Raw genomic sequence first — 22,315 nt, forward strand, 5'->3', positions numbered from 1 at the left:
CAGCAATCCGCGTGGCAAACCCTGACCGGCACCGCCGGGAAATCGGTTGTTGGCCGGCAACAGGCCGAACGGACGGGCAGGCTGAACGGGCAGGCTGAACGGACGGACAGGACGGGCGGAACGCACAGCATGGAAACCGACCTTCTGTTCGCAGACGACGACCAGCCGCCGCCGCCCGAGGACGGGGCGGAGCCGTGGATCGTGCTGGTCGCGGACGACGATCCGGAGGTCCACGCGGTCACCCGGCTGGCTCTGGGGGGGCTGCGCTACAAGGGGCGGCGCCTGTCGCTCGTTAGCGCCCTGTCGGCGGGCGAGGCCGCGGCTGTCCTGCGCTGCACCCCCAATGTCGCCATCATCCTGCTCGACGTGGTGATGGAGACGGACGACGCCGGGCTGCGGCTGGTCCGCACCATCCGCGAGGAGCTGAACAACCACGCCATCCGCATCATCCTGCGCACCGGCCAGCCGGGACAGGCGCCGGAGGAGGACGTGGTCCTCGCCTATGACATCAACGACTACAAGTCCAAGGCGGAGCTGACGGCGAAGAAGCTGTTCACCTCCGTCGTCGCGGCCCTGCGCGCCTACGCCGACATCGTGGCGCTGGAGACCAACCGCCGCGGGCTTCAGCAGATCATCCAGTCCACCGACCGGCTGTTCGAGCTGCGCTGCATGCAGCAGTTCGCCGCCGGGGTGCTGACCCAGCTGTCCGCCTTCCTGCGGGTGAAGCCCGACGCCATCCTGTGCGCCCAACGCGGCGCCGCCGGCCGACCGCTGCCGGACGGCGCCTTCTACGTTCTGGCCGGGGCCGGCTGCTACGCCGAGGCGGCCGGGCAGACGGCGTCGCCGACCGGAGCGGTGATCCCGCCGGCCCTCGCCGAGCGCATCACCGATGCCTTCCGCAGCCGCCGCAGCCATTACGGCGCCAACGAGACGACCCTGTTCATCCGCGTGCCGGACGGGCACGAGGTAGCGGCGTGGATTCACACCGATCGTCCGCTGGACGAGGTGGACCGTGGGTTGGTCGAGGTGTTCGCCTCCAAGATCGCCCTCAGCTTCGCCAACGTCAGCCTGTATGAGCGGCTGCGCGAAGCCAACGAGACGCTGGAGGCCCGCGTCGCCGAACGCACCCGGGCGCTGGAGGCGGCGAACGCCAAGCTGGAGCGGCTGGCCACCGTCGATCCGCTGACCGCCGTGTGGAACCGTCGGCACTTCCTGGACCTCGCCGCGGCGGAGTTGGGGCGGGCGCATCGGCACGGACGCCGGCTGAGCGTGATCCTGCTCGACCTCGACAACTTCAAGGCGGTCAACGACGGCCACGGCCACGCCGCCGGGGACGAGGCGCTGCGCACGGCGGTGGTCCGCGCCCGCGAGGCGCTGCGCACCTCCGACCAGATCGCCCGTTTCGGCGGGGAGGAGTTCGTCGCGCTGCTGCCGGAAACCGACCTTGCCGGGGCGCGCATCGTGGCCGAGCGGGTGCGCGCCGCCATCGCCGGAAGCCCGGTGGTGACCGACGGCCGGGCCATCCCCATCACCGCCAGCCTGGGCGTGGCCGAGTGGAGCGCGTCGGAGCCCTCCATCGAACTGACCCTCCGCCGCGCCGACGCCGCGCTCTACGAGGCCAAGCTGGCCGGGCGGGACCGCGTGTGCGCGGCGGACGAGCCGAAGGCACCGGCCCGCCCCTGATCCGGCCCTGATCCGGCGTCACGCCACGCGCGTCACTGGCGGACTGGAGAGGGCGGCCCAAGAAAAGACAGCCCCGAAGCGCTGGAAGAGGGGCTGCCGCTTCCGGTCCAGGGCCTGGACGAAACGAAGGCGCGAGAGAAGACCAACGCCCGCCATCGCGAACACTAGAGCCTCTCCGTTCTTTCGGTGAAGCCTTACCTCGATTGACGACCCGGACGGATAGGCTTCCCCGTTTGGGGGAGCCCCGGTGGCGGTCATCTGCCGGACGGACGGTTGCTGTCACCTCTTTTCGCTACCATGTCCTTCACAGTTGCGTCATTCTGATCGGGTCAAGCGGAGGAGCCATGATGGATCTCGATCTGGTCGTGCTCGTTGGGGCGATGGCTGCGGCCCTCGCCGGTCTCGCTGCCGCCCGCCCGGCCATGAAGCCGGTGCGCGTGCGCAGCCGGAACCGCCGTCGGCGCTGACCCACCGGCGCCGCGTCAGGCGGCGCTTCGGTTCACGGCGCCGCGAAACGCGCGGCGCTGCGGTCAGGCGGCGGCCTTGCCCCGGAGGCGCTCCGGGGCTGCCGTCAGCGGTCCAGGTTGCGGATCGCGCGGTTGAGTTCGTACTCTTTGGAAGCGACATGCGCTTCCAGGTTCCCCACGCGCTTTTCGAAATCGCGGAAGCGTTGCGTCAAGCCGGCCAGGGTGCGGTCAGGCTTGATCGACACGCCGCGCCAGAAGGCCTCCTCCTCCGGATTGCGGTAGACCGCCGGCGGCTTGACCGGCAGGACCAGAACCGCGATCACATAGGCGAGGATCACCGGCGGCATGAAGAAGAACAGGCTCAGCACCAGGGCCAGCCGCGCCAGTCCGGGCCGGAACCCGAAATAATCGGCGATGCCGGCGCACACGCCCCCCACCACGCCACGCTGCGGATCGCGGTAGAGCCGGTGCGGGTTGGGCGAGTCGTAGGGCGAAGAACGGTCCATCGTCGGGCTCCCGTCAGGTCGGAATGATCGTGGAATGCGGCCGGCTCACAGCTTGTCGCGCCAATTGGGCGACTCCGCGTCGAGCACCCGTTCCAGCGCGTGGATGCGGCCCTCCAGGCGGTTGGAGATGTCCCACAGCTCGGCCAGAAGCTGCTCGTCCTGGGCCGACAGCCCGCGCTGCCCACGCCATTTGGTGATGTAGTGGAAGATGATCCAAAGCGGTGCCACCACGGTCATGAAGAGCGCCGCGAGGACGAAGCTGAAACCGCTCATCAGGGGACGGCCTTTCTTGTTGTTTGAGGAAACCCCTCTCCCGCGAAGCGGCGGGAGAGGGGGCTCAACACCAACCCCGCTGTCGGCAAAGACGAAGTCGGGGCCAGTGTCGACGCCGGTGTGGGATCAGCTTCCCCGGCGCGCGGCGACGCGGGCCTTCAGCGCGGCCAGCTCGTCCTGGACCTTCTTGTCGGCCTCCAGTTCCGCGATCTCCTCGGTCAGCGTCTTGGTGCGGCCCACGTCGTAGGCCTCCACGCGGCCCTCCAGCTCGTCGAGGTTGCGCTCCACCTGCTCGAAGCGGGAGAAGGCGTCGTTGATCCGCTCGTCGTGCAGGGTGGAGCGGACGCGGACGCGGTTGGCCGCCGTCTTGGTGCGGGCGACCAGCGCCTTCTCGCGGTTCTTGGCGTCGGTCAGCTTGGCCTGCAGACGGCCGATGTCCTCGTTGGACTTGGACAGCGCCTCCTCGACCTGGGCGAGCTGGGTGGTCAGGACGTCCGCCTCCTCGGCGGCGCGCGACTTGGCCAGCAGCGCCTGCTTGGCGAGATCCTCGCGGTCGTGGGTCAGCGCCGTCTCGGCCTTGCGGTCCCAGGAGTCGCGCTCGCGGTGCAGGTCGGCGATGCGGCGCTCGATCTCCTTGCGCTCGGCGATGATCTTCACCGTGGAGGAGCGCACCTCGACCAGCGTGTCCTCCATCTCCTGGATGATCAGACGGATCAGCTTCTCCGGGTCCTCCGCGCGGTCGAGCAGGGAGTTGAGGTTGGACTGCACGATGTCGGTGAGGCGCGAAAAGATGCTCATGGGGATGTGTCCGTTCTTGGTCGCTTTGGGTGGGCGTTGGTTGCGTCAGCCGAGGATCGTGGCGATCAGCAGGCCGGCGGCGAAAAACGCCCAGCTCTCGGTGGGGCGGCTGGTCAGGTAGGTCCGGATGCGCGCCGCCAGCGGACGGGCCTCGCGGGTGTAGCGGCGGTGGTAGTCGCTGTAGTGGCTCATGCGGGTCTCCTTGTTTGGTCTCCTTCTTCGCAATGGCCGTGCCAAAGCCGGGAATCCCCGCAAAGCCTTGGATTTTCTGAAGCGGGTGATTGGCGCCCAGGCTTGGAGCATCGCCCTTTCCGCGATAGAATGAAGAAATTCTCCAACTCTTCGCCTTTTTGACCATGCAGCCCAATCCGCCGTCCCTGCTCGGGGAGTCCCCGGCCTTCCACGCGGTCCTTGCCCATGTCTCCCGCGTGGCGCCGCTGGAGCGCCCGCTGCTGGTCATCGGGGAGCGCGGGACCGGCAAGGAGTTGATCGCGGCCCGCCTGCACTATCTGTCCCGCCGCTGGGACCGCCCCTTCGTGAAGGTGAACTGCGCCGCCCTGACCGAAAGCCTTCTCGACTCCGAGCTGTTCGGGCACGAGGCCGGCGCCTTCACCGGGGCGATCCGGCGGCAGATCGGGCGGGTGGAGCAGGCCGACGGCGGCACGCTGTTCCTGGACGAGATCGCCACGGCCAGCGCCGCCGTTCAGGAAAAGCTGCTGCGCGCCGTGGAGTATGGCGAGATCGAGCGGGTCGGCGGGCGGACCCAGACGGTCGATGTGCGGGTGATCGGGGCGACCAACGCCGACCTGCCGGCGCTGGCCGAGGCCGGGCGGTTCCGCGCCGACCTGCTGGACCGGCTGGCCTTCGACGTGGTGACCCTACCGCCGCTGCGCGCCCGGCGCGAGGACATCCCCGTGCTCGCCGAGCATTTCGCCCTGGGCATGGTGCGGGAGCTGGAACGCTCCCTGTTTCCCGGCTTCGCCCCGCGGGCGCTGGAGCAGCTTCTGGACCATGGCTGGCCGGGCAACGTGCGCGAGCTGCGCAACGCGGTGGAGCGGTCCGTCGCCGCGTCCGACCCGGAGGGGATGGTGGAGGAAATCCTGCTCGACCCCTTCGCCTCCGCCTGGCGACCGGCGGCGCCGGCGGTGTCCGCCCCGTCACCGGTCTCGGAGGAGGCGCCGCCCGTTGCCGCCGGAGACTTCCAGGAGCAGGTGCGGCGCTTCGAGTCCGGGTTGCTGGAGACGGCGCTGGAGCGCAACCGCTTCAACCAGCGCCAGACCGCCGAGGCGCTGGGGCTCGGCTACCACCAGCTTCGCGGGCTGCTGAAGAAGCACGGGCTGATCGGCAAGCCCGAGTAGCCTTCTCCCTCTCCCGCCCCGGGAGAGGGACTTTACTTCTTCTCCAGCAGCAGCGTGCCCTTGCTCTGCAGCCGGTCCTTGACCTTGTTGGCCAGCAGGCCGAGCGCCCAGGGAAGCTGCACCTCCACGGTGACGCTGTCGTCCTGCACGTCAATGAAGCCGGTGACGGTCTGGGCCATCGCCACCACGCGGAAATCCACGCGGTCGTCGGTCCAATGGTCGTCCATGCTGCTGGCGACCGCGGCGAGGTGGGAGCGGGCCTGTCCCACCCCCTCCGCCACGCGCCGCTTCGCCTCGTCCCGGCCGAGCTTGTGGGGAATGGAAACGGTCAGGGGTTTCGACATGAACAGGCTCTCCGCTGCGTCAACGCTTATTCACACAAACAACAGTCCACGGCGGCTTTTCTTCCACCCCCGTCATCCATCTGCAACGGTGCTAAGACAAATCTTATCTCTTTCGAGGGCGCTCTTTCGTCGCAACGGGGCGGCGGCGTATAGCTTTCCATCACAGATTACATCGGGCATGGATTTCTTGGGGCCGCGACCGCGCCGTGAGCAACGATCGACCGGGCGAACTCTTTGCGGGGCCGCGCCCCATCCAGACGCGGGGCGAGGAACCGGCGCTGCGTCCCCGCCTGCCCAAACGCGCGCCCAAGCCGGAAAAGCCCGCCAAGCCCGAGAAACCCAAGGCCGAGAAGCCGCGCAAGCCCGCTCCCCCGCCACGGAAGGCCGCTCCGAAAACCGCCAGAAGCGGCGGGCGGCGGACGATCCTCGGCACGCTGGTCTATGCCGGAACAGTCGCCGGGGTGTGGTGCGGCATCGCGCTGGGCGCGGTGCTGGCCTGGTTCGCCCTGGATCTGCCGGACATCTCCAAGGTGGCGCAGTTCGAACGGCGCGCCTCGGTCACCGTGCTGGCGGCCGACGGGGCGGAGTTCGCGCGCTTCGGCGACCTGCACGGCACGACGCTGGGCGTGCGCGACCTGCCGCCGCATCTCATCAACGCCGTTCTGGCCATCGAGGACCGGCGCTTCTATTCGCATTTCGGCGTCGATCCCATCGGCTTGGCCCGCGCGCTCTACGTCAACTGGCGGTCCGGCCGCTCAGCGCAGGGTGGTTCCACCATCACCCAGCAGCTCGCCAAGAACCTGTTCCTGACGCCCGAGAAGTCGCTGAAGCGCAAGATCCAGGAAGCCATGCTGGCGCTGTGGCTGGAGCACCGCTTCACCAAGGACCAGATCCTCACCGCCTATCTGAACCGCGTCTATCTGGGGGCGGGCACCTTCGGGGTGGACGCGGCGGCGCGCACCTATTTCGGCAAGCCGGCGACCCAGCTCGACCTGCGGGAATCGGCGATCATCGCCGGCCTGCTCAAGGCGCCCTCGCGCTACGCCCCGTCCTCCAACCCGGACGAGGCGGCGGAGCGGTCGCGCGTCGTGATGGGCGCCATGGTGGACGCCGGCTTCATCACCGCGCAGGAGCTGGAGGCGGCGCGCAACGCCCCGCCGTCGGCCAAGCGCAAGCCGGGCGGCGACGGGCGCTATTTCGCCGATTGGGTGACGGAGCTGGTTTCGGCCTTCGTCGGTTCCGGCCACGGCGATGTGGTGGTGCGCACGACGCTGGACCTCAAGCTGCAGCGCGCGGCGGAGCAGCGGCTGGAGGAGATCCTGGCCGGCCCCGGTGCCGGTGCCAACGCGCGGCAGGGTGCGCTGGTCGCCATGACCACCGACGGCGCGGTGCGCGCCCTGGTCGGCGGGCGGGACTACGACAACAGCGAGTTCAACCGCGCCACCCAGGCGATGCGCCAGCCGGGTTCGGCCTTCAAGCCCTTCGTCTATCTGGCGGCGCTGGAAGCCGGCTGGTCGCCCGACAGCCCGGTCGAGGACGCCCCGGTCCGCATCGGCGGCTGGAGCCCCGGCAACTACGATGGCAAGTTCCGCGGCACCATCACCATGGCCAACGCGCTGGCCCATTCGTCCAACACCGCGACTGTGCGCATCATCGACCGCATCGGGGTGGAGCGGGTGCGCCGGGTGGCGGCGGGGCTGGGCATCAACTCGCCGCTCGGCAAGGACCTGTCGCTGGCGCTCGGCACCAGCGAGGTCAACCTGCTGGAGCTGACCCGCGGCTACGCCGGCATCGCCAACCGCGGCGCCCCGGTCTGGCCCTACGCCATCACCGAGATCCGCGACCGCGACGGCAACGTCCTCTACCGGCGGCAGGCCGGCGGCTCCGTCCCCGTGGTCGACCCGGCGCACGCGGTGCAGCTCACCCGCATGATGACCGGCGTCATCGAATACGGCACCGGCAAGTCGGCCAAGCTCGACCGCCCGGCGGCGGCCAAGTCGGGCACCACCCAGGATTACCGCGACGCCTGGTTTGTCGGCTTCACCGCCGACCTCGTCGCCGGGGTGTGGCTGGGCAACGACAACAACGCCGAGATGAAGCGGGTCACCGGCGGCTCCCTGCCGGCCAAGCTGTGGCAGGGCTTCATGCTGGACGCCCACGCCGGCCGGCCGCCCCGCCCCCTGCCGGGGATGGAGGGCGCCCCCGCCTATGTCGCGTCCGGCGGCATCGCCGAACCCGCCCGCGCCACCCCGGCGGCGGCACCGGCGCGCGGGTCGTCGGGTGGCGGGGTAGCTTCCGGCATTGGCTCGCTGATCGAAAGCCTGACCGGCAAGGGCAGCGCGCCGCAGGTGCAGTACGACTACGGCAATCCGGTGCGGTGAGGGGGAGCGTATTGCCCCCACCCCGGCCCTCCCCCGCTGTCGCAGGGGAGGGAGATTTAGTCCCCTCCCCTGCGACAGCGGGGGAGGGTTAGGGAGGGGGCAAGCCCGGCAACGACTCAGCCCCCCAGATACCCCAGCACGCCCTTCCCCACCCGCGCGCCCATGGCGAAGCAGCCTTGGAGGAGGTAGCCGCCGGTCGGCGCCTCCCAATCCAGCATCTCCCCGGCGACGAAGGTCCCCGGCAGGCGGGTCAGCATGAGCGATCCGTCCAGCTCCCCCAGCCGGACGCCGCCGGCGGTGGAAATGGCCCGCTCGATGGGCCGCACGCCGGTCAGCACCATCGACAGGCCCTTGATGTGGCGGGCCAGCGCCGCCGGGTCGGACAGCTCGGAGGCCGGGGTGAACTCGCGCAGCAGGGCGGCGCGCGGGCCGGTCAGCGACAGGGACTTCTTCAGGAAGGTGGACAGCGACTCCGCGCCGCGGCGGCGCAGCCGTTTGGCGATCGCCGACTCCGGCAGGTCCGGCATCAGGTCGATGGTCAGGGCGGCCCAGCCCTCGCGCTCGATGGCGTCGCGCAGCGGGGCGCTCAGCGCGTAGACGGCGCCGCCCTCGATGCCGGTTTCGGTGATGACGAACTCGCCCTTCAGCCGGCGGTCGCCGAAGGCGAGGCCGACGCTCTTGACCGGCTGGCCGGCGAAGCGCTCGCGCAGGTGATCGGACCAGGGCACCTCGAAGCCCATGTTGGACGGGCGCAACGGCGCGATGTCCACCCCCCGCGCCGCCAGCAGCTCGGTCCAGGCGCCGTCGGAACCGGTGCGCGGCCAGCTCGCCCCGCCCAGCGCCAGCAGGGTGGCGCGCGGGGCGACGGTGGTTTCGCTGCCGTCGCCGCGCTGGACGCGCAGCGCGCCCTGCTCATCCCAGCCCAGCCAGCGGTGGCGGGTGTGCAGGGTGACGCCCAGCCCCTCCAGCCGGCGCAGCCACGCGCGGACCAGGGTGGAAGCTTTCATCTGCACCGGAAAGACGCGCCCGCTGGAGCCGACGAAGGTCTCGATCCCGAGCCCGGTCGCCCAATCGCGCAGGTCCGCCGGGGAGAGGTCGGCCAGCAGATCGGCGAACAGCGACGCCTGCGCGCCGTAGCGGGCGGTGAAAGTGTCCAGCGCTTCGGAATGGGTCAGGTTCAGCCCGCCGCGTCCGGCCAGCAGCAGCTTGCGCGCCGGGGTGGGCATCCGTTCATAGACGGCGACCGAGCGGCCCGCGGCGGCGATGACCTCCGCCGCCATCAGCCCGGCCGGGCCGGCGCCGATGATCGCGACATCGGGAGAGAAGGCGTCGGGAGAGGAAACGGTGTCAGGGGCGTCGGTCATCGGGTCCCCCGAGGGGTGAAGGATGTCGACCGGTCCCGTCCGCGCCGCCTTCGCCAAAGGAAAAAGCAGCGTCGGACGGGACCGGGGCACTCAAGAAGCGGAGAATCGGCGGCGCGGGACCGGATCAGTCCGCGTCGTCCTCCTGGGCCACCTCGTCGGCAAGGTCGTTGGCCATGTCGGCGAAATAGCCCGCGTCCACCTCAAGCCCGTTTTCCTCGCAGATCCGCATGAAGATGCGGTAGGCGTGCAGGATCGCGACGTCGAGAACGACGAGGTCGCCCTCCTCGCTGTGCTTGTCGGTGATGCCACGCTCCTGGAGCGTGCCGACGATGTCGTGAGAGGCGGCCTGAAGCACCGCTTCCATGGCTTGTTTGTGCAGAGTCGACATCGCGGGGGTCCTCTTTCTCAAGTGGTCGTCTGCCGTCGGGCGCGGCGCGTTCAACGCCGGCCCGTGGTAGAAAACCCCTCTTAGCAGCTTCGGGTTCTCGCCGCAGCGATCATCGCGCGCCGTTCTTCGCATGGCTCTGCAGATAGGTCAGCAGCAGGCGGCCCTCCTCCTCGTCCAGCCGGGTCAGCCGCTTCATGGCGTTCATCTTGCCGATCCAGGCGTTCGCGTCGAAGTCGGCCGGCGGGTGCAGCGTGTGGCAGAGCGAGCAGTTGGCGTCATAGACCCGCGCGCCGTAATCCCACAGCGCGCCGAGCGTGCCCACATAGCCGCCCGCCCCGGTCCAGGCGGTCAGGCGGACCTCCGTCCACTCCTGTTCGGTCTCGGGATCGGTGACGGTGCGCAGCGCAGCCGTCTGCCCGGCCGCCGCCGCGTTCAGCTTGACCGTGGTGATGCGCTTGCCCGGCTGGGCGTAGAGCGTCTGGACGGAGCTGCCGCGCTGCCAGCCGATGATCTCCACCCGCAGGGCGCCGCCCTCCACCGCCAGGACCCTCACCGGCGTTGCCGCGGCGATCTCGCTGTCCCCGGCGCTCCCCGGGGTCGGCGGCGCGCCGTACAGGGCGAGGCTGGTCAAGGCGTAGGCGGTGTCGCCGGGCTTCAGGGCCAGCGCCTTCGCCTGGTCCGACAGACCGGCGAAGAGTTGGCGATGGCCGGCGGTGACGTCGGGGAAGCTGTGGGCGACGCCCTTGTGGCAGTCGATGCAGGTCTTGCCGGCCTTCTCCGCCCCTTCCATGGCGCTGGCCGCCTTCGGCGTCTGCTTGTGGAAGTCCATGGCGCCGAAGGAATGGCAGTTGCGGCATTCCTGGCTGTCGGTGGCCCGCATGCGGTCCCATTCACGGCGCGCCAGCGTGTGGCGCTTGGCCTCGAACTTCTCCTTGGTGTCGATGGAGCCGATGAGCCAGTGGTACAGCTCGCCCGACGCCTGCACCTTGCGGATCACCTTGTGCGTCCAGTCGCGCGGGACGTGGCAGTCGGCGCAGGTTGCCCTTACGCCCGAGGCGTTCTGGTAGTGCGGCGAGGTCTTGTACTCGACATACACGGTGTCGCGCATCTCGTGGCAGGAGATGCAGAATTCCATGCTGTTGGTCGCTTCCATCGCGGTGTTGAAGCCGCCCCAGCCGACCACCCCAACGACGACGCCCACCAGACCGGCCAGCGCGAGCGCCCCGAAGCCGCCCGCCAAGCCGCCCGCCGTCTTCCATCCCCACCGCATGTCGATAACCCTGGACACCCTGGCAATCTTCAACCCTCTCCCCTCTGGGGAGAGGGTGCCCGCGAAGCGGGCGGTGAGGGGGATGTGCTTGGCGGCATGTCCGGCAAAAGCGCAACCCCACCCTAACCCTCTCCCCGCTTTCGGCGGACCAAAGGTCCGCCTGTCGCGTCAGCGCAAACGAAGTTTGCGCGTGAGCGGAGGGGAGAGGGAATAGCCTCCCAACCCCGTCAGTCGAAGGGATGCGGCTTCGGCGTCTTGTCCGTCGACGGCGGCAGGATCGGCAGAGCGAAGCTCGGCTGGTCACCGGTCAGCGTCTTCAGGAAGGCGACGATCTTGCCGTTCTCGTCAGGCGAGAACTTCTTGCCCAACTGGATGCGGCCCATGACGTCCACGGCGTCGGACAGCGTCGCGGCCTCGCCATCGTGGAAGTAGGGGTAGGTCAGCGCGACGTTGCGCAGCGTCGGAACCTTGAAGTTGAAGCGGTCGGCCTCCTCCTTGGTCACCGCGATGCGGCCCTCGGCGGGGTTGTTGGTCTTGTAGGGCTCGACGACGCCCATCTTCTGAAAGGTGTTGCCGCCGACGGCCGAGCCGTTGTGGCAGGCGGTGCAGCCCGAGTCCTTGAACAGCTCGTAGCCTTCCAGCTCGACGGTGGTCAGGGCCTTCTTGTCGCCCTTCAGCCATTGGTCGAAGCGGGAGTTCGGCGTGACCAGCGTCTCCTCGAAGGCGGCGATGGCCTTGGTCACCTCCTCGATGGTGATCTTGGTCTCGCCGAAGACCTCACCGAATTCCTTCTGGTATTCGGGGATGGAGCGCAGCACCTCGACCGCCAGGGCGTGGGTGGAGCCCATCTCGCCGGGGTTGGCGATCGGGCCGCCGGCCTGCTCCTGCAGGGTCAGCGCGCGGCCGTCCCAGAACTGCGCCACGTTCAGGCTGGAGTTCAGAACGGTCGGCGAGTTGATCGGGCCCTGCTGCCAGTTGTGGCCGATGGAGGTCTTCAGGTTGTCGGTGCCGCCCATGGACAGGTTGTGGCACGAGTTGCAGGAGATGAAGCCGGACTTGGACAGCCGGGGATCGAAGTACAGCTTCTTGCCGAGTTCAACCAATCCGGGATTGGTGACCTTCGCCGGCTCGATCGGCGAAATCGGTTCGTCGGCGGCGAACGCCGGCACGCCGAAGGTGGCGACGGAGGCCGCCAGCATGGCCGCGAACGACACGGCAGCACGCATGGACATCGCACTTCTCCCTTATCGAAGTTCTAATATTTTGGCTAATGCCTTGATGCAAAATGACAGTGACATGCCCCACTCTGGTGATACCAGTGACAGGCGTGTCGCGCGGCAACTTGCCGCATGTCCGTATACGAATTGTGCCTACTCGAAACAGTCATTGGTGCCGGCATGAAAAAGGGGCGGCGGGACAGCCCGCCGCCCCCATCGGGACGATGCTCGAACAATGACTTTTGGTTGCGTCTAATCGGCGGCTTGGCTGGTCATGCCGCCTTGCACACCGGACGGCATGCCCTTCACCACCTCGTCCGCCGTGGCGCGGTGGACCTTCACGGAGCCGGTCCACTGGCCCCAGGCCTTCGGGTCGATCGTGTCGCCGTTCCTGCCCAGCGCCTTCAACCGCTTCTGGTCCTCGTCGGTCAGCACCTGCTTGGGCAGGGGGGCCAAGCCGGCGACGTCGGCGGCGGTCATGCCCAGCATGCCGGCGACCCGGCTGCCGTAATCGTCATGGATCAGGAAGAAGTGCCAGAGCATCCGCTCCTGGACGTCGCGTTCGCACTGGCCGAGCAGCGTGCCCATGTTCAGGACCAGATCGTCGCGCTCCCAGTCCATCATGGTGCAGTAGCGGCCGCGCGCCTGAACGTAGTCGTTGCGGCGCTCGATCACGCTGCGGGTCAGGCGGCCGTGGATTTCCGGCGGGTTGTTCGGCTCCTCCCGCTGGGCTTCGCTGAGGCCGTTGTGGATGGACGGCTCGAAATTGACGTGCGGGTTCTGCCCCGGCGCCAGATCGCGCTGGTAGGACATCTGCCCGCCCGACAGGTTGGTGGCGACCTCAGCGTTCTTGGCCTGGTTGATCGGCAACTGCTGATAGTTGGGACCGACCCGGTAGCGCTGCGTGTCGGAGTAGGAGAAGGTCCGCCCGACCAGCATCTTGTCGTCGGAGAAGTCCAGCCCGTCGACCAGCACGCCGGTGCCCATGGCGATCTGTTCGTTCTCGTTGAAGACGTCCTCGACGTTGCGGTTCAGCGTCATCACGCCGACGTGGCGCAGCGGGAAGTCCGACTCCGGCCAGATCTTGGTGTCGTCCAGCGGGTCCCACTCCAGCTCGGGATGGTCATGGTCCTCCATGACCTGGACAAACACATCCCACTGCGGGTAATCGCCCCGGTCGATGGCCTCGTAGAGGTCCTTGGAGGCGGAGCCGAGATCCTGCCCCTGCACCTTGGCCGCCTCCTCCGCCGTCAGGCAGGCGACGCCGCAGCGCGGGTGGAAGTGGTACTTGACCAGCACCGTGTCGCCGTTGGCGTTCACCATCTTGTAGGTGTTCACGCCGAAGCCTTCCATGTGCCGGTAATTGGCCGGAATCCCGCGCGGGCTGAACAGGTGCGTCAGCATGTGCATGGATTCGGGCGTCTGGCTCATGAAGTCGAAGATGCGGTTCGGCTCCTGCCGGAAGGTCACCGGATCGGGCTTCAGCGAATGGATGACGTCCGGGAACTTGATGGCGTCGCGGATGAAGAAGACCGCGAGGTTGTTGCCGACGAGGTCCCAGTTGCCGTCCTCGGTGTAGAACTTCACCGCGAAGCCGCGCGGGTCGCGCGCCACCTCCGATGAATCGCGCCCGCCGATGACGGTGGAGAAGCGGATGGCCAGCGGGGTCTTCTTGCCGGCCTGTTGAAACAGCTTGGCGCGGGTGTATTTGGACGCCGGCTCGTCGCCGATCTTGCCCGTCGCTTCGAATTCCCCGTAGCAGACGAAGCCGCGGGCGTGGACCACGCGCTCCGGAATGCGCTCGCGGTCGAAATGGGAGATCTTCTCCAGGAACTGGTAGTTCTCCAGCGTCGCCGGGCCGCGCGCTCCCACGGTGCGCTGGGATTGGTTGTTGGTGATCGGGTGGCCCTGACGGTTGGTCAGAGTCTTCGATTGGTCAGCCATCGCTTTCTCCCTGAACAGCAAGCCGTGCCGGCGCACCCCTGGGGCGTCCGGTTGGGAGGTCAACGGCCCCAGTTTGGAACCGTTCCAATCCAAAACGCCGGACGGCGGCACCCTGTCCGTCAGGGAGATGCCCAAACGGAAAAGGGCGGCCCCGAGGGACCGCCCTTTCCGCAAACATCGTGGATGACGTGAGCTATTAGAAGCCCATGCCGCCCATGTCGTCCATGCCACCCGGCATGCCGGCCGGAGCAGCCTTCTTCTCCGGCTTCTCGGCGATCATCGCCTCGGTGGTGATCAGCAGGCCGGCGATCGAGGCCGCATCCTGCAGGGCGGTGCGGACCACCTTCACCGGGTCGATGATGCCGGCGGCGACCAGATCGGTGAACTCACCCTTCTGGGCGTCGTAGCCGAAGTTGGCGTCGTTCTGGTCCAGCAGCTTGCCGACCACGATCGAACCGTCGGTGCCCGCGTTGTAGGCGATCTGACGGACCGGGGCCTGCAGGGCGCGGCGGATGATCTCGATGCCGACGCGCTGCTCGTCGTTGATCGGCTTCAGGGCTTCCAGGGCCTTGGTGGCGTACAGCAGAGCGGTGCCACCGCCGGCGACGACACCCTCTTCCACCGCGGCGCGGGTGGCGTGCATGGCGTCGTCAACGCGGTCCTTGCGCTCCTTCACCTCGACCTCGGTGGCGCCGCCGACGCGGATGACGGCAACGCCGCCAGCCAGCTTCGCCAGACGCTCCTGCAGCTTCTCGCGGTCGTAGTCCGAGGTGGTCTCCTCGATCTGCGCCTTGATCTGGCCGATGCGGGCCTGGATGTCCTCGGCCGAGCCGGCGCCGTCGACGATGGTGGTGTTCTCCTTGGAGATCACGACCTTCTTGGCGGTGCCCAGCATGTCGATGGTGACGTTCTCGAGCTTGATGCCGAGATCCTCGGAGATGACCTGGCCGCCGGTCAGGATGGCCATGTCCTCCAGCATCGCCTTGCGGCGGTCACCGAAGCCCGGGGCCTTGACGGCGGCGACCTTCAGGCCGCCACGCAGCTTGTTCACGACCAGGGTCGCCAGGGCCTCGCCCTCGACGTCCTCGGCGATGATCAGCAGCGGACGCGAGGACTGCACGACGGCCTCGAGGACCGGCAGCAGGGCCTGCAGACCCGACAGCTTCTTCTCGTGGAGCAGGATGAACGGGCTCTCGAGGTCCGCGATCATCTTGTCGGCGTTGGTGATGAAGTACGGCGACAGGTAGCCGCGGTCGAACTGCATGCCCTCGACGACGTCCAGCTCGGTCTCGAGGCTCTTGGCCTCTTCCACCGTGATGACGCCCTCGTTGCCGACCTTCTCCATCGCCTGGGCGATCATCTTGCCGATCTCGGCTTCGCCGTTGGCGGAGATGGTGCCGACCTGGGCGATCTCGTCGTTGGTCGTGACCTTCTTGGCGCGGCCGCGGATGTCGGCCACGACGGTCTCGACGGCGAGGTCGATGCCGCGCTTCAGGTCCATCGGGTTCATGCCGGCGGCCACCGACTTCACGCCCTCGCGGACGATGGCCTGGGCCAGAACGGTCGCCGTGGTGGTGCCGTCGCCGGCCAGGTCGTTCGTCTTCGACGCGACCTCACGCACCATCTGGGCGCCCATGTTCTCGAACTTGTCCGACAGCTCGATTTCCTTGGCGACCGAGACGCCGTCCTTGGTGATGCGCGGAGCGCCGAAGGACTTCTCGATCACGACGTTGCGACCCTTCGGACCCAGCGTCACCTTCACGGCGTCGGCGAGGATGTCCACACCGCGCAGCATCTTCTCGCGCGCGGAGGCGGAGAACTTAACTTCCTTGGCAGCCATTGCTCACTTCCTTGAAATTCGGGGGGTTGGATCGCTCAGCGCGGGCGGAGGCTCAGGCCTCGACGACGCCCATGATGTCGGATTCCTTCATGATCAGGAAATCCTCGCCCTCGATCTTCACCTCGGTGCCCGACCACTTGCCGAACAGGATGCGGTCGCCGGCCTTCACGTCGAGCGCAACGACCTTGCCGCTCTCGTCACGGGCGCCCGGACCCACCGCGACCACCTGGCCCTCCTGGGGCTTTTCCTTCGCGGTGTCGGGAATGATGATCCCGCCCTTGGTCTTGGTGTCGGACTCCAGACGCTTGACGACGACGCGGTCGTGCAGCGGACGGAACTTCATGGGGATGCCTCCAGGATCAAGGCTTATTGAAAGGATTGGCGCCGGGCTCGGGGCTGTTAGCACTCTCCCCCGGCGAGTGCCAGACAGCTAATCGAGCTGCGGTTTTGATTCAAGAGGGTCGTTGCGGCAATCGGTGCGATTCCTGGCAGCAGTCATCCCGTCTTGCTGCTAATGCATTGAAAAAGAAGAAAAATTTTTGTTGCCTGCCGCAGCCGCGAACGGCACACTTTCACAAAAGAATCATCAGGACGCAGCGGAAGGACGCCACCGGTTCCACCATCACGGAGGCAGAGCATGGCCAGTCTGGGGCTTCAGCTTCGCGATTACCGCCTGACCACGGCGGAGATTCTGTACCACATGCCGGACCACCCGCACCTGCTGCAGAGCTATCTCTGGCAGGAATTGGACATCGCCCCAGGCTACCCGGTGCTGCGCCGGTTCCTGGATTTCTGGCAGGCCAACCTGGACGGCAAGCTGCATTCGGTGAAGCTGGCGACCCACCGCCTGATCACACCGGGCGAGGCCCGCGCGGTGGCCGCGGAATTCCGCTGGACCTGACGCCCGGCCAAGCTCTCCCCTAAGGCGGGTGAATGTGAAAAAATAAACTATTTTTAGGAGTTTATTGCCTCGGTTACCCTTCCCAAAGCACGAACCGTTCGTGCCAACGCACGTTCACGACACGCTGGGGAAGACGATCATGACGACGCCGGTTTGCGAAGAAGCGGTCAACCTTGTGAAGCATTTCGAGGGTCTTTACCTCAAGGCCTATCTGTGTCCGGCGGGAGTGCCGACCATCGGCTACGGCCACACCGCCGGGGTCGAACTGGGGCAGAGCATCTCCTCCGCCCAGGCCGACGACCTGCTAAAGTCGGACCTGACCTCCGCCGCCGCCCAGGTGGACAAGCTGGTCACCGTCGCGCTGAACCCGGACCAGCGCGGCGCGCTGGCCTCCTTCGTGTTCAACCTGGGGGCCGGCAGCCTGCAGTGCTCGACCCTGCTGCGCCTGTTGAACCAGGGCGACTACGAGGGTGCGGCCGGCCAGTTCGGCCGCTGGGTCTACGCCACGGTCAACGGCGTCAAGACGCAGCTCCCGGGTCTGGTGAAGCGCCGCGCCGCCGAGGCCGACCTGTTCGAAAGCGCCACCACGCCGCTGCCCCAGGCGTCGGTCAGCACCGCCACGGGCGCGTGAACGCTCTGAATAACCCTCTGCCCTCTGGGGAGAGGGTGGCCCGGAGGGCCGGTGAGGGGGTTGTACGTGGCCGTTCGTCCGGCAAAAGCGCATCCCCCTCACCCTAACCCTCTCCCCAGAGGGGAGAGGGAAAAATATCCCCCTCACCCTTTCCTTTGGCCGGTCAGCCGCAGGCCGCGATCAATCCATTGGGCGGTCAGCTTTTCCTGGACCGCGTTCTGACGCAGCCGCTGGTTCAGGTTGGCGAAATCCACGCGGTCCAGGCTCTGGTCCTGGTTGAAGCAGGAGAACACCACCTTCTCCTCGCCGGTCGCCGGGTCGGTGTGCCGTTGCAGGCACTGGGCGCAGATCTCCTTCATCATGCATTGCATGGGGGAGTTGATGGAGCCGATGGCCGCGTGGCCGGGCTTCAGGTAGGGCTTCAGCACGCCGTGCCGGGCCGCTCCCACCGCCGCCATCATGCGGTCGGAGCCGATGGCGACGATGCGGTCCACCGTCTCCAGCGGGATGTCCGCCGGCCCCAGCTCGCCCGCCGCGTAGGCGCGCATGGCCTCCACGATGTTGCCCACGAAACTCAAGTCACCGGGGCGCGTCGGCGTGAAACCCGGCGCCTCGTCGCAGCACCAGACGACGCGGTCGGCGGCGGCCTCGATCTGTTCGGTCTTGTAACGGTCCTCCATCCGCTTGTAGCCGGCGAAATAGACAATCCGGTTGCCGCGCGCCCGGCAGGCCTGCCCGATGGAGAAGAGCACGGCGTTGCCCAGCCCGCCGCCGACCAGCGCCACCGTCTCGCCCTCCGGGAGCTCGGTGGGGGCGCCGGTCGGCCCCATCACCACCACCGGGTCGCCCGGCTTCAGCAGGGCGCAGAGGTCGGACGAGCCGCCCATCTCCAGGACGATCAGGGAGAGCAGCCCGGCATCCTTGTCCACCCAGGCGCCGGTCAGGGCCAGCCCTTCCATGGCCAGCGTGGTCCGGCCGATCCGTTGCGCCAGCGTTTCGAAATTCTGCAGCCGGTAGAACTGTCCGGGTTCGAAACGGCGCGCCGCGGCCGGGGCCTTCACCACCACCTCCACAATGGTCGGGGTCAGGCGGGTGACGCTGTGCACCAGGGGCCGCAGGTCGGCGTTCAGGCGCCGCACCAGCGCCTCCGGCGTGATCGCGGTGGGCGCCCGGCGGGCCAGCGCGCGGCTGACCACCGGATAGCCGCGCTTCGCCCCGCCCATCGCCTTCACCACATTGCCGGCGAAGGACGGGTGCAGGTCGCCGAAGAAGCTGAGGAACCGCCCGTCCGGCGCCCGCGCCATCAGCACATGCGCCTGGGCCGGCTTGCTCGTCCGTTCCGGCGTTACCGGATTGCCGTCCTCGTCGATGGCGCGGAAGCAGCGTCCGTCCAGTTCGACCCACTCCGGCTCCTCGCGGGCCAGGACGGTGTTCGGCTGGGTGCCGGCGGCGACCAGGATGGTGCGGGCGGGGAGGCGCGCGTCCATGGCGGCGGGGGCCACCACCCCGTCCGGCCCGACCGGGTTGATGGCAAGGTGAATGGCCCGCGCGGCGCCCGTCTCGTCGATCTCCACCCCGCGCGGGGCGGCGCATTCCAGGAAGTGGATGCCCTCGGCCAGCCCGTGCGCCACCTCCTCGTGGTTCAGCGTGTAGCTGGGGCTGTCGATCAGGCGGCGGCGATAGGCGATGGTCGAACCGCCCCAGGATTGCAGCAGCGCCGTGACGCGCGGCTCCCGCCCCTGCTCCCCCGCTTCGAGACGCTCCGCCCGGATGGCGCGGGCGTGGGCCAGGAACTCGTCGGCCAGCTCGGCTTCGTCGGGCGTCCAGCGGGCGCGCACCGCCGCCTCCCCCCGCTCGGCCGCCAGGACCTCGTAGCGGGAGAGGAACTTCTCGACCTGGACCGGGTAATAGGCCACCGCCTCCGTCGCCGTGTCGATGGCGGTCAGCCCGCCGCCGATCACCACAATGGGCAGCCGGACCTGAAGGTTGGCGATGCTGTCCGGCTTGGCCGCCCCGGTCAGTTGCAGGCCCATCAGGAAGTCCGACGCCTGCCGCACCCCGCGGGCCAGCCCGTTCGCCATCGGCACGACGGTCGGCTTGCCCGCCCCCATGCACAGCGCGATGTGGTCGAAGCCCTGCTCCAGCGCCCCGTCGATGGTCAGCGTGCCGCCGAAGCGCACCCCACCGATGATCGTCATGCGCGCCCGGCGTTCCAGCAGCAGGCGGATCACCTTCAGGAAATTCTTGTTCCAGCGCACGGTGATGCCGTACTCGGCCACCCCGCCGAAGCCGGCCATCACCCGCTCGTCCAGCCGGTCGTAGAGGTCGCGCACATCGCGGATCGGCCGGAAGGGCACCCGCGTGCCGCTGGGCAGGACACCGGAGAGGTCGGCGGGCAGCGGCTCGATCTTCAGCCCGTCGATGCCGACCACCGTGTGGCCGTCGTTCATCAGATGGTGCGCCAGCGTGAAGCCGGCCGGCCCCAGCCCGGCCACCAGCACCTTGTAGCCGCTGTCCGGCCGCATCAGCGGGCGGCGCAGGTCCAACGGGTTCCAGCGGGTCAGCAGGCTGTAGATCTCGAAGCCCCAGGGCAGCTCCAGCACGTCCTTCAGCGTGCGGGTCTCGGCCTGCGGAATGTCCACCGGCTCCTGCTTCTGATAGATGCAGGCCTTCATGCAGTCGTTGCAGATGCGGTGGCCGGTGGCCGCGCACATCGGGTTGTCGACCACCACCACGGCCAGCGCCCCGACCGGCACGCCCTCGGCCTTCAGCGCGTGCATCTCGGAAATCTTCTCTTCCAAGGGGCAGCCGGCCAGCGCGACGCCGAAGGCGCTCTTCTGGAACTCCCCGGTCTTGCGGTCGCGCAGCCCCTTGGAACAGCTGTCCTTGCCCTGGTTGTGGCACCAGATGCAGTAGTTGGCCTCGTCCAGCGCCCCGGCCAGATCGGTGCCGGGGTCGGTCAGGTGGAAGCCCTGGCGCTCGCGGCATGCCTCGTCGGGCAGGCGCATCATGGTGACGCCGTGCCGTTCCACCGTCTCCACCGGGACCAGACGCTGCGGGTCGGTGCGGTGCGGCACCTGGAACAGCACGCCGCCGCCGTGCCGGGCGCGCCCGGCCTCGCTGAAGACCGCCCAGGCGGCGTATTGGGCGGCGCTGTCGAGCTGGTCGGCGTGGACGGCCTCGTCCTCCATCCAGGCCAGCACCTGCCGGGCGAAGGCGGCCTCGGTCAGCGGGCCGCCCAGCCAGTCCTCCAGCCGCGCGGCCAGTTCCGCCCCGTCGAGCGCGGCGACCGCCTCCGGCTTCACCGCCTTGGCGGCGCGGCGCTGAACGAACAGGCGCTTGGCGGTGTAGAGCGGCGCCAACCCCGTGTGGCGGGCGCGCAGCTCGTCGAGCGCGGCGCGGATGCCGAACAGGTCGCCGATGAAATCCTCGGCGTGGGGGGCGAGCGCGATCAGCAGGTCACTTTCCGCCCTGGCCTCCAGCCGGTCGGGCTGGGCGCGGGCGGAGAGCAGCCGGTTGGCGAGCGCCACGTCCGTGTCGGACAGCCGGGCGAGGAAGGCGCGGTCGAGCCGGGCCAGCCCGTCCTGCCCGTAGAGCTCGTAGAACGACAGGCCGAAGCCGAGGGTGAGGTCCGCCATCGCCGCCCCGCATCCGAAGCCGTTGGTAAGACTGATATTTGTAACACCCACGGCGCGCCGCCTTCACCCGAAACCGGTGTCCGGTGCGGCGGGGTAACCCGTGTCCGTTTGACGCAGCCGCTGCCGCACCCCACATGAGCCGGAGGTCCCTATCCCCCCGGAACTTTTCCGCATCATCCGGAGCCGCCCGTCCGTGACCGACATCACCGCCCCCGCCCTCGCCGGGAAAGACGTCCGCGACCCCGCCTCCACCCGCCCCATCGCCTATTGGCTCCTCGTCTGCTGCGCGATGGTCTTCGCCATGGCGGTGATCGGCGCCATCACGCGCCTGACCGAATCCGGCCTGTCGATGGTGGAGTGGAAGCCGCTGATCGGCATCCTGCCGCCCCTGTCGGAAGCGGAATGGAACCGCGTCTTCGGCCTCTACCAGACCACGCCGGAGTTCCGCATCTACAACGCGGCGATGGATCTGGCGGCTTTCAAGCAGATCTTCTGGTGGGAATGGTTCCACCGCTTCTGGGGCCAGTTGATCGGCTTCGTCTTCCTGATCCCCTTCCTGCGCTTCTGGGTCAACGGGCGCATTCCCGCCGACCTGTGGCCGAAGCTGGCCGGGCTGTTCCTGCTCGGCGGCCTCCAGGGGGTGATCGGCTGGTACATGGTCAAGAGCGGTCTGGTCGACCGCCCCGACGTCAGCCACTACCGGCTGGCGCTGCATCTCGGCACGGCGATCGTGATCTACGGGCTGCTGCTGCGCACCGCGCTGGGGATTCTCGACCCGCTGCCGCTGGCCGGCTGGGCGACCGAGTCCGGCCGGCTGCGCAAGCACGCGCGCTGGGCCCTGGGGCTGACCGGCGTCACCATCGTCTGGGGCGCCTTCGTCGCCGGGACGGACGCCGGGCTGGCCTACAACACCTTCCCGCTGATGGCCGGCCACGTCATACCGCCGGAGGTCGCCAACCTGACGCCCTGGTGGATCAACCTTTTCGAGAACACCGCGGCCATCCAGCTGACGCACCGGGCGCTGGCGCTTCTGACCGGCCTCGTGGTTCTGGGGCTGGCCCTGCGGGTGTGGGTGGCCCGTTTGCCGGGCCGCGCCGGGCGGGTGGCCCTGCTGACCGCGGCGATGGTGCTGGTGCAGATCGGGCTGGGCATCGCCACGCTGCTGAGCTTCGTGTGGATACCGCTGGGCGCCGCCCATCAGGCGGGGGCCATTCTGCTGGTGTCCGGGCTGGTCTGGCTGCTCCACGAGCTGCGCCCGGTGCGCGTTCCGAAGCGCTGACGCCGTCCGATTCCCTCTCCCGGGACGGGAGAG

20 protein-coding genes are annotated in these 22,315 nt (G+C 68.5%); 7 read left to right on the top strand and 13 right to left on the bottom strand.

The features are described from left to right. The first annotated feature begins 129 nt into the window (after window positions 1-129). Both Sp245p_RS00325 and Sp245p_RS36195 read left to right on the top strand, forming a co-directional pair. The gene (locus Sp245p_RS00325) at window positions 130-1,683 is read left to right on the top strand and encodes a diguanylate cyclase (RefSeq protein WP_014239104.1); all 1,554 of its coding nucleotides are present in this window, start codon (window positions 130-132) and stop codon (window positions 1,681-1,683) included. A gap of 344 nt (window positions 1,684-2,027) precedes the next feature. Beyond that, complete coding sequence (locus Sp245p_RS36195; protein WP_014239103.1) at window positions 2,028-2,150, top strand: hypothetical protein; 123 nt, start codon at window positions 2,028-2,030, stop codon at window positions 2,148-2,150. A 104-nt stretch (window positions 2,151-2,254) separates the two neighbouring features. Here Sp245p_RS36195 and pspC read toward each other — a convergent pair whose 3' ends face one another. The 4 genes from pspC to Sp245p_RS34735 form a co-directional block, all read right to left on the bottom strand. Beyond that, window positions 2,255-2,656 carry an envelope stress response membrane protein PspC gene (gene pspC / locus Sp245p_RS00330; RefSeq protein WP_014239102.1) on the bottom strand — a complete coding sequence of 134 codons (402 nt, stop codon included), beginning with the start codon at window positions 2,654-2,656 and terminating at the stop codon, window positions 2,255-2,257. Between the two features lie 45 nt (window positions 2,657-2,701). After that, complete coding sequence (gene pspB / locus Sp245p_RS00335) at window positions 2,702-2,929, bottom strand: envelope stress response membrane protein PspB (RefSeq protein WP_014239101.1); 228 nt, start codon at window positions 2,927-2,929, stop codon at window positions 2,702-2,704. Between the two features lie 126 nt (window positions 2,930-3,055). After that, window positions 3,056-3,727: a phage shock protein PspA gene (pspA, locus tag Sp245p_RS00340; RefSeq protein WP_014239100.1), complete on the bottom strand. Its 672-nt coding sequence runs from the start codon at window positions 3,725-3,727 to the stop codon at window positions 3,056-3,058. Window positions 3,728-3,772: 45 nt separating this feature from the next. Then, entirely contained in the window at window positions 3,773-3,919 is a 147-nt protein-coding gene (locus Sp245p_RS34735; protein ID WP_014239099.1) for a hypothetical protein, read from the bottom strand. A 164-nt stretch (window positions 3,920-4,083) separates the two neighbouring features. On the opposite strand from Sp245p_RS34735, the gene pspF reads away from it, so the two are divergent. Further along, on the top strand, window positions 4,084-5,085 hold the full coding sequence (gene pspF, locus Sp245p_RS00345) for a phage shock protein operon transcriptional activator (protein WP_014239098.1): 1,002 nt from the start codon (window positions 4,084-4,086) through the stop codon (window positions 5,083-5,085). Window positions 5,086-5,117: 32 nt separating this feature from the next. Here the strand turns inward: pspF and Sp245p_RS00350 are convergent, their stop codons facing one another. Continuing rightward, window positions 5,118-5,429 (bottom strand): polyhydroxyalkanoic acid system family protein, encoded by a 312-nt coding sequence (locus tag Sp245p_RS00350; RefSeq protein ID WP_014239097.1) that lies wholly within the window; start codon window positions 5,427-5,429, stop codon window positions 5,118-5,120. A gap of 206 nt (window positions 5,430-5,635) precedes the next feature. On the opposite strand from Sp245p_RS00350, the gene Sp245p_RS00355 reads away from it, so the two are divergent. Beyond that, window positions 5,636-7,810, top strand: a complete 2,175-nt coding sequence (locus Sp245p_RS00355; RefSeq protein ID WP_014239096.1) for a transglycosylase domain-containing protein — start codon at window positions 5,636-5,638, stop codon at window positions 7,808-7,810. A gap of 116 nt (window positions 7,811-7,926) precedes the next feature. Here Sp245p_RS00355 and Sp245p_RS00360 read toward each other — a convergent pair whose 3' ends face one another. The 7 genes from Sp245p_RS00360 to groES all read right to left on the bottom strand — a co-directional run bounded on the left by Sp245p_RS00360 (window position 7,927) and on the right by groES (window position 16,176). Then, window positions 7,927-9,174, bottom strand: a complete 1,248-nt coding sequence (locus Sp245p_RS00360) for a BaiN/RdsA family NAD(P)/FAD-dependent oxidoreductase (RefSeq protein ID WP_014239095.1) — start codon at window positions 9,172-9,174, stop codon at window positions 7,927-7,929. A 124-nt stretch (window positions 9,175-9,298) separates the two neighbouring features. Next, window positions 9,299-9,562: a hypothetical protein gene (locus Sp245p_RS00365; protein WP_014239094.1), complete on the bottom strand. Its 264-nt coding sequence runs from the start codon at window positions 9,560-9,562 to the stop codon at window positions 9,299-9,301. 109 nt (window positions 9,563-9,671) lie between these two features. Continuing rightward, entirely contained in the window at window positions 9,672-10,832 is a 1,161-nt protein-coding gene (locus Sp245p_RS00370) for a NapC/NirT family cytochrome c (RefSeq protein WP_014239093.1), read from the bottom strand. Between the two features lie 227 nt (window positions 10,833-11,059). After that, window positions 11,060-12,064 carry a cytochrome-c peroxidase gene (locus tag Sp245p_RS00380; protein WP_014239092.1) on the bottom strand — a complete coding sequence of 335 codons (1,005 nt, stop codon included), beginning with the start codon at window positions 12,062-12,064 and terminating at the stop codon, window positions 11,060-11,062. A 237-nt stretch (window positions 12,065-12,301) separates the two neighbouring features. Further along, window positions 12,302-13,993, bottom strand: a complete 1,692-nt coding sequence (locus Sp245p_RS00385; protein ID WP_014239090.1) for a catalase — start codon at window positions 13,991-13,993, stop codon at window positions 12,302-12,304. Between the two features lie 196 nt (window positions 13,994-14,189). Beyond that, window positions 14,190-15,833: a chaperonin GroEL gene (gene groL / locus Sp245p_RS00390; protein WP_014239089.1), complete on the bottom strand. Its 1,644-nt coding sequence runs from the start codon at window positions 15,831-15,833 to the stop codon at window positions 14,190-14,192. Between the two features lie 52 nt (window positions 15,834-15,885). Next, window positions 15,886-16,176, bottom strand: coding sequence for a co-chaperone GroES (gene groES / locus Sp245p_RS00395; RefSeq protein WP_014239088.1), 291 nt, complete (start codon window positions 16,174-16,176; stop codon window positions 15,886-15,888). Between the two features lie 294 nt (window positions 16,177-16,470). Between groES and Sp245p_RS00400 the strand changes: the two genes are divergently transcribed. After that, on the top strand, window positions 16,471-16,734 hold the full coding sequence (locus Sp245p_RS00400; RefSeq protein ID WP_014239086.1) for an usg protein: 264 nt from the start codon (window positions 16,471-16,473) through the stop codon (window positions 16,732-16,734). A gap of 139 nt (window positions 16,735-16,873) precedes the next feature. Next, the gene (locus Sp245p_RS00405) at window positions 16,874-17,365 is read left to right on the top strand and encodes a lysozyme (RefSeq protein WP_014239085.1); all 492 of its coding nucleotides are present in this window, start codon (window positions 16,874-16,876) and stop codon (window positions 17,363-17,365) included. A gap of 143 nt (window positions 17,366-17,508) precedes the next feature. Here Sp245p_RS00405 and Sp245p_RS00410 read toward each other — a convergent pair whose 3' ends face one another. Further along, on the bottom strand, window positions 17,509-21,003 hold the full coding sequence (locus tag Sp245p_RS00410) for a pyridine nucleotide-disulfide oxidoreductase (RefSeq protein ID WP_109138315.1): 3,495 nt from the start codon (window positions 21,001-21,003) through the stop codon (window positions 17,509-17,511). A gap of 193 nt (window positions 21,004-21,196) precedes the next feature. Between Sp245p_RS00410 and Sp245p_RS00415 the strand changes: the two genes are divergently transcribed. Then, window positions 21,197-22,282, top strand: coding sequence for a COX15/CtaA family protein (locus Sp245p_RS00415; RefSeq protein WP_014239081.1), 1,086 nt, complete (start codon window positions 21,197-21,199; stop codon window positions 22,280-22,282). The last annotated feature ends 33 nt before the right edge of the window (window positions 22,283-22,315 follow it).

The organism is Azospirillum baldaniorum, from assembly GCF_003119195.2.
Classification (GTDB): domain Bacteria; phylum Pseudomonadota; class Alphaproteobacteria; order Azospirillales; family Azospirillaceae; genus Azospirillum; species Azospirillum baldaniorum.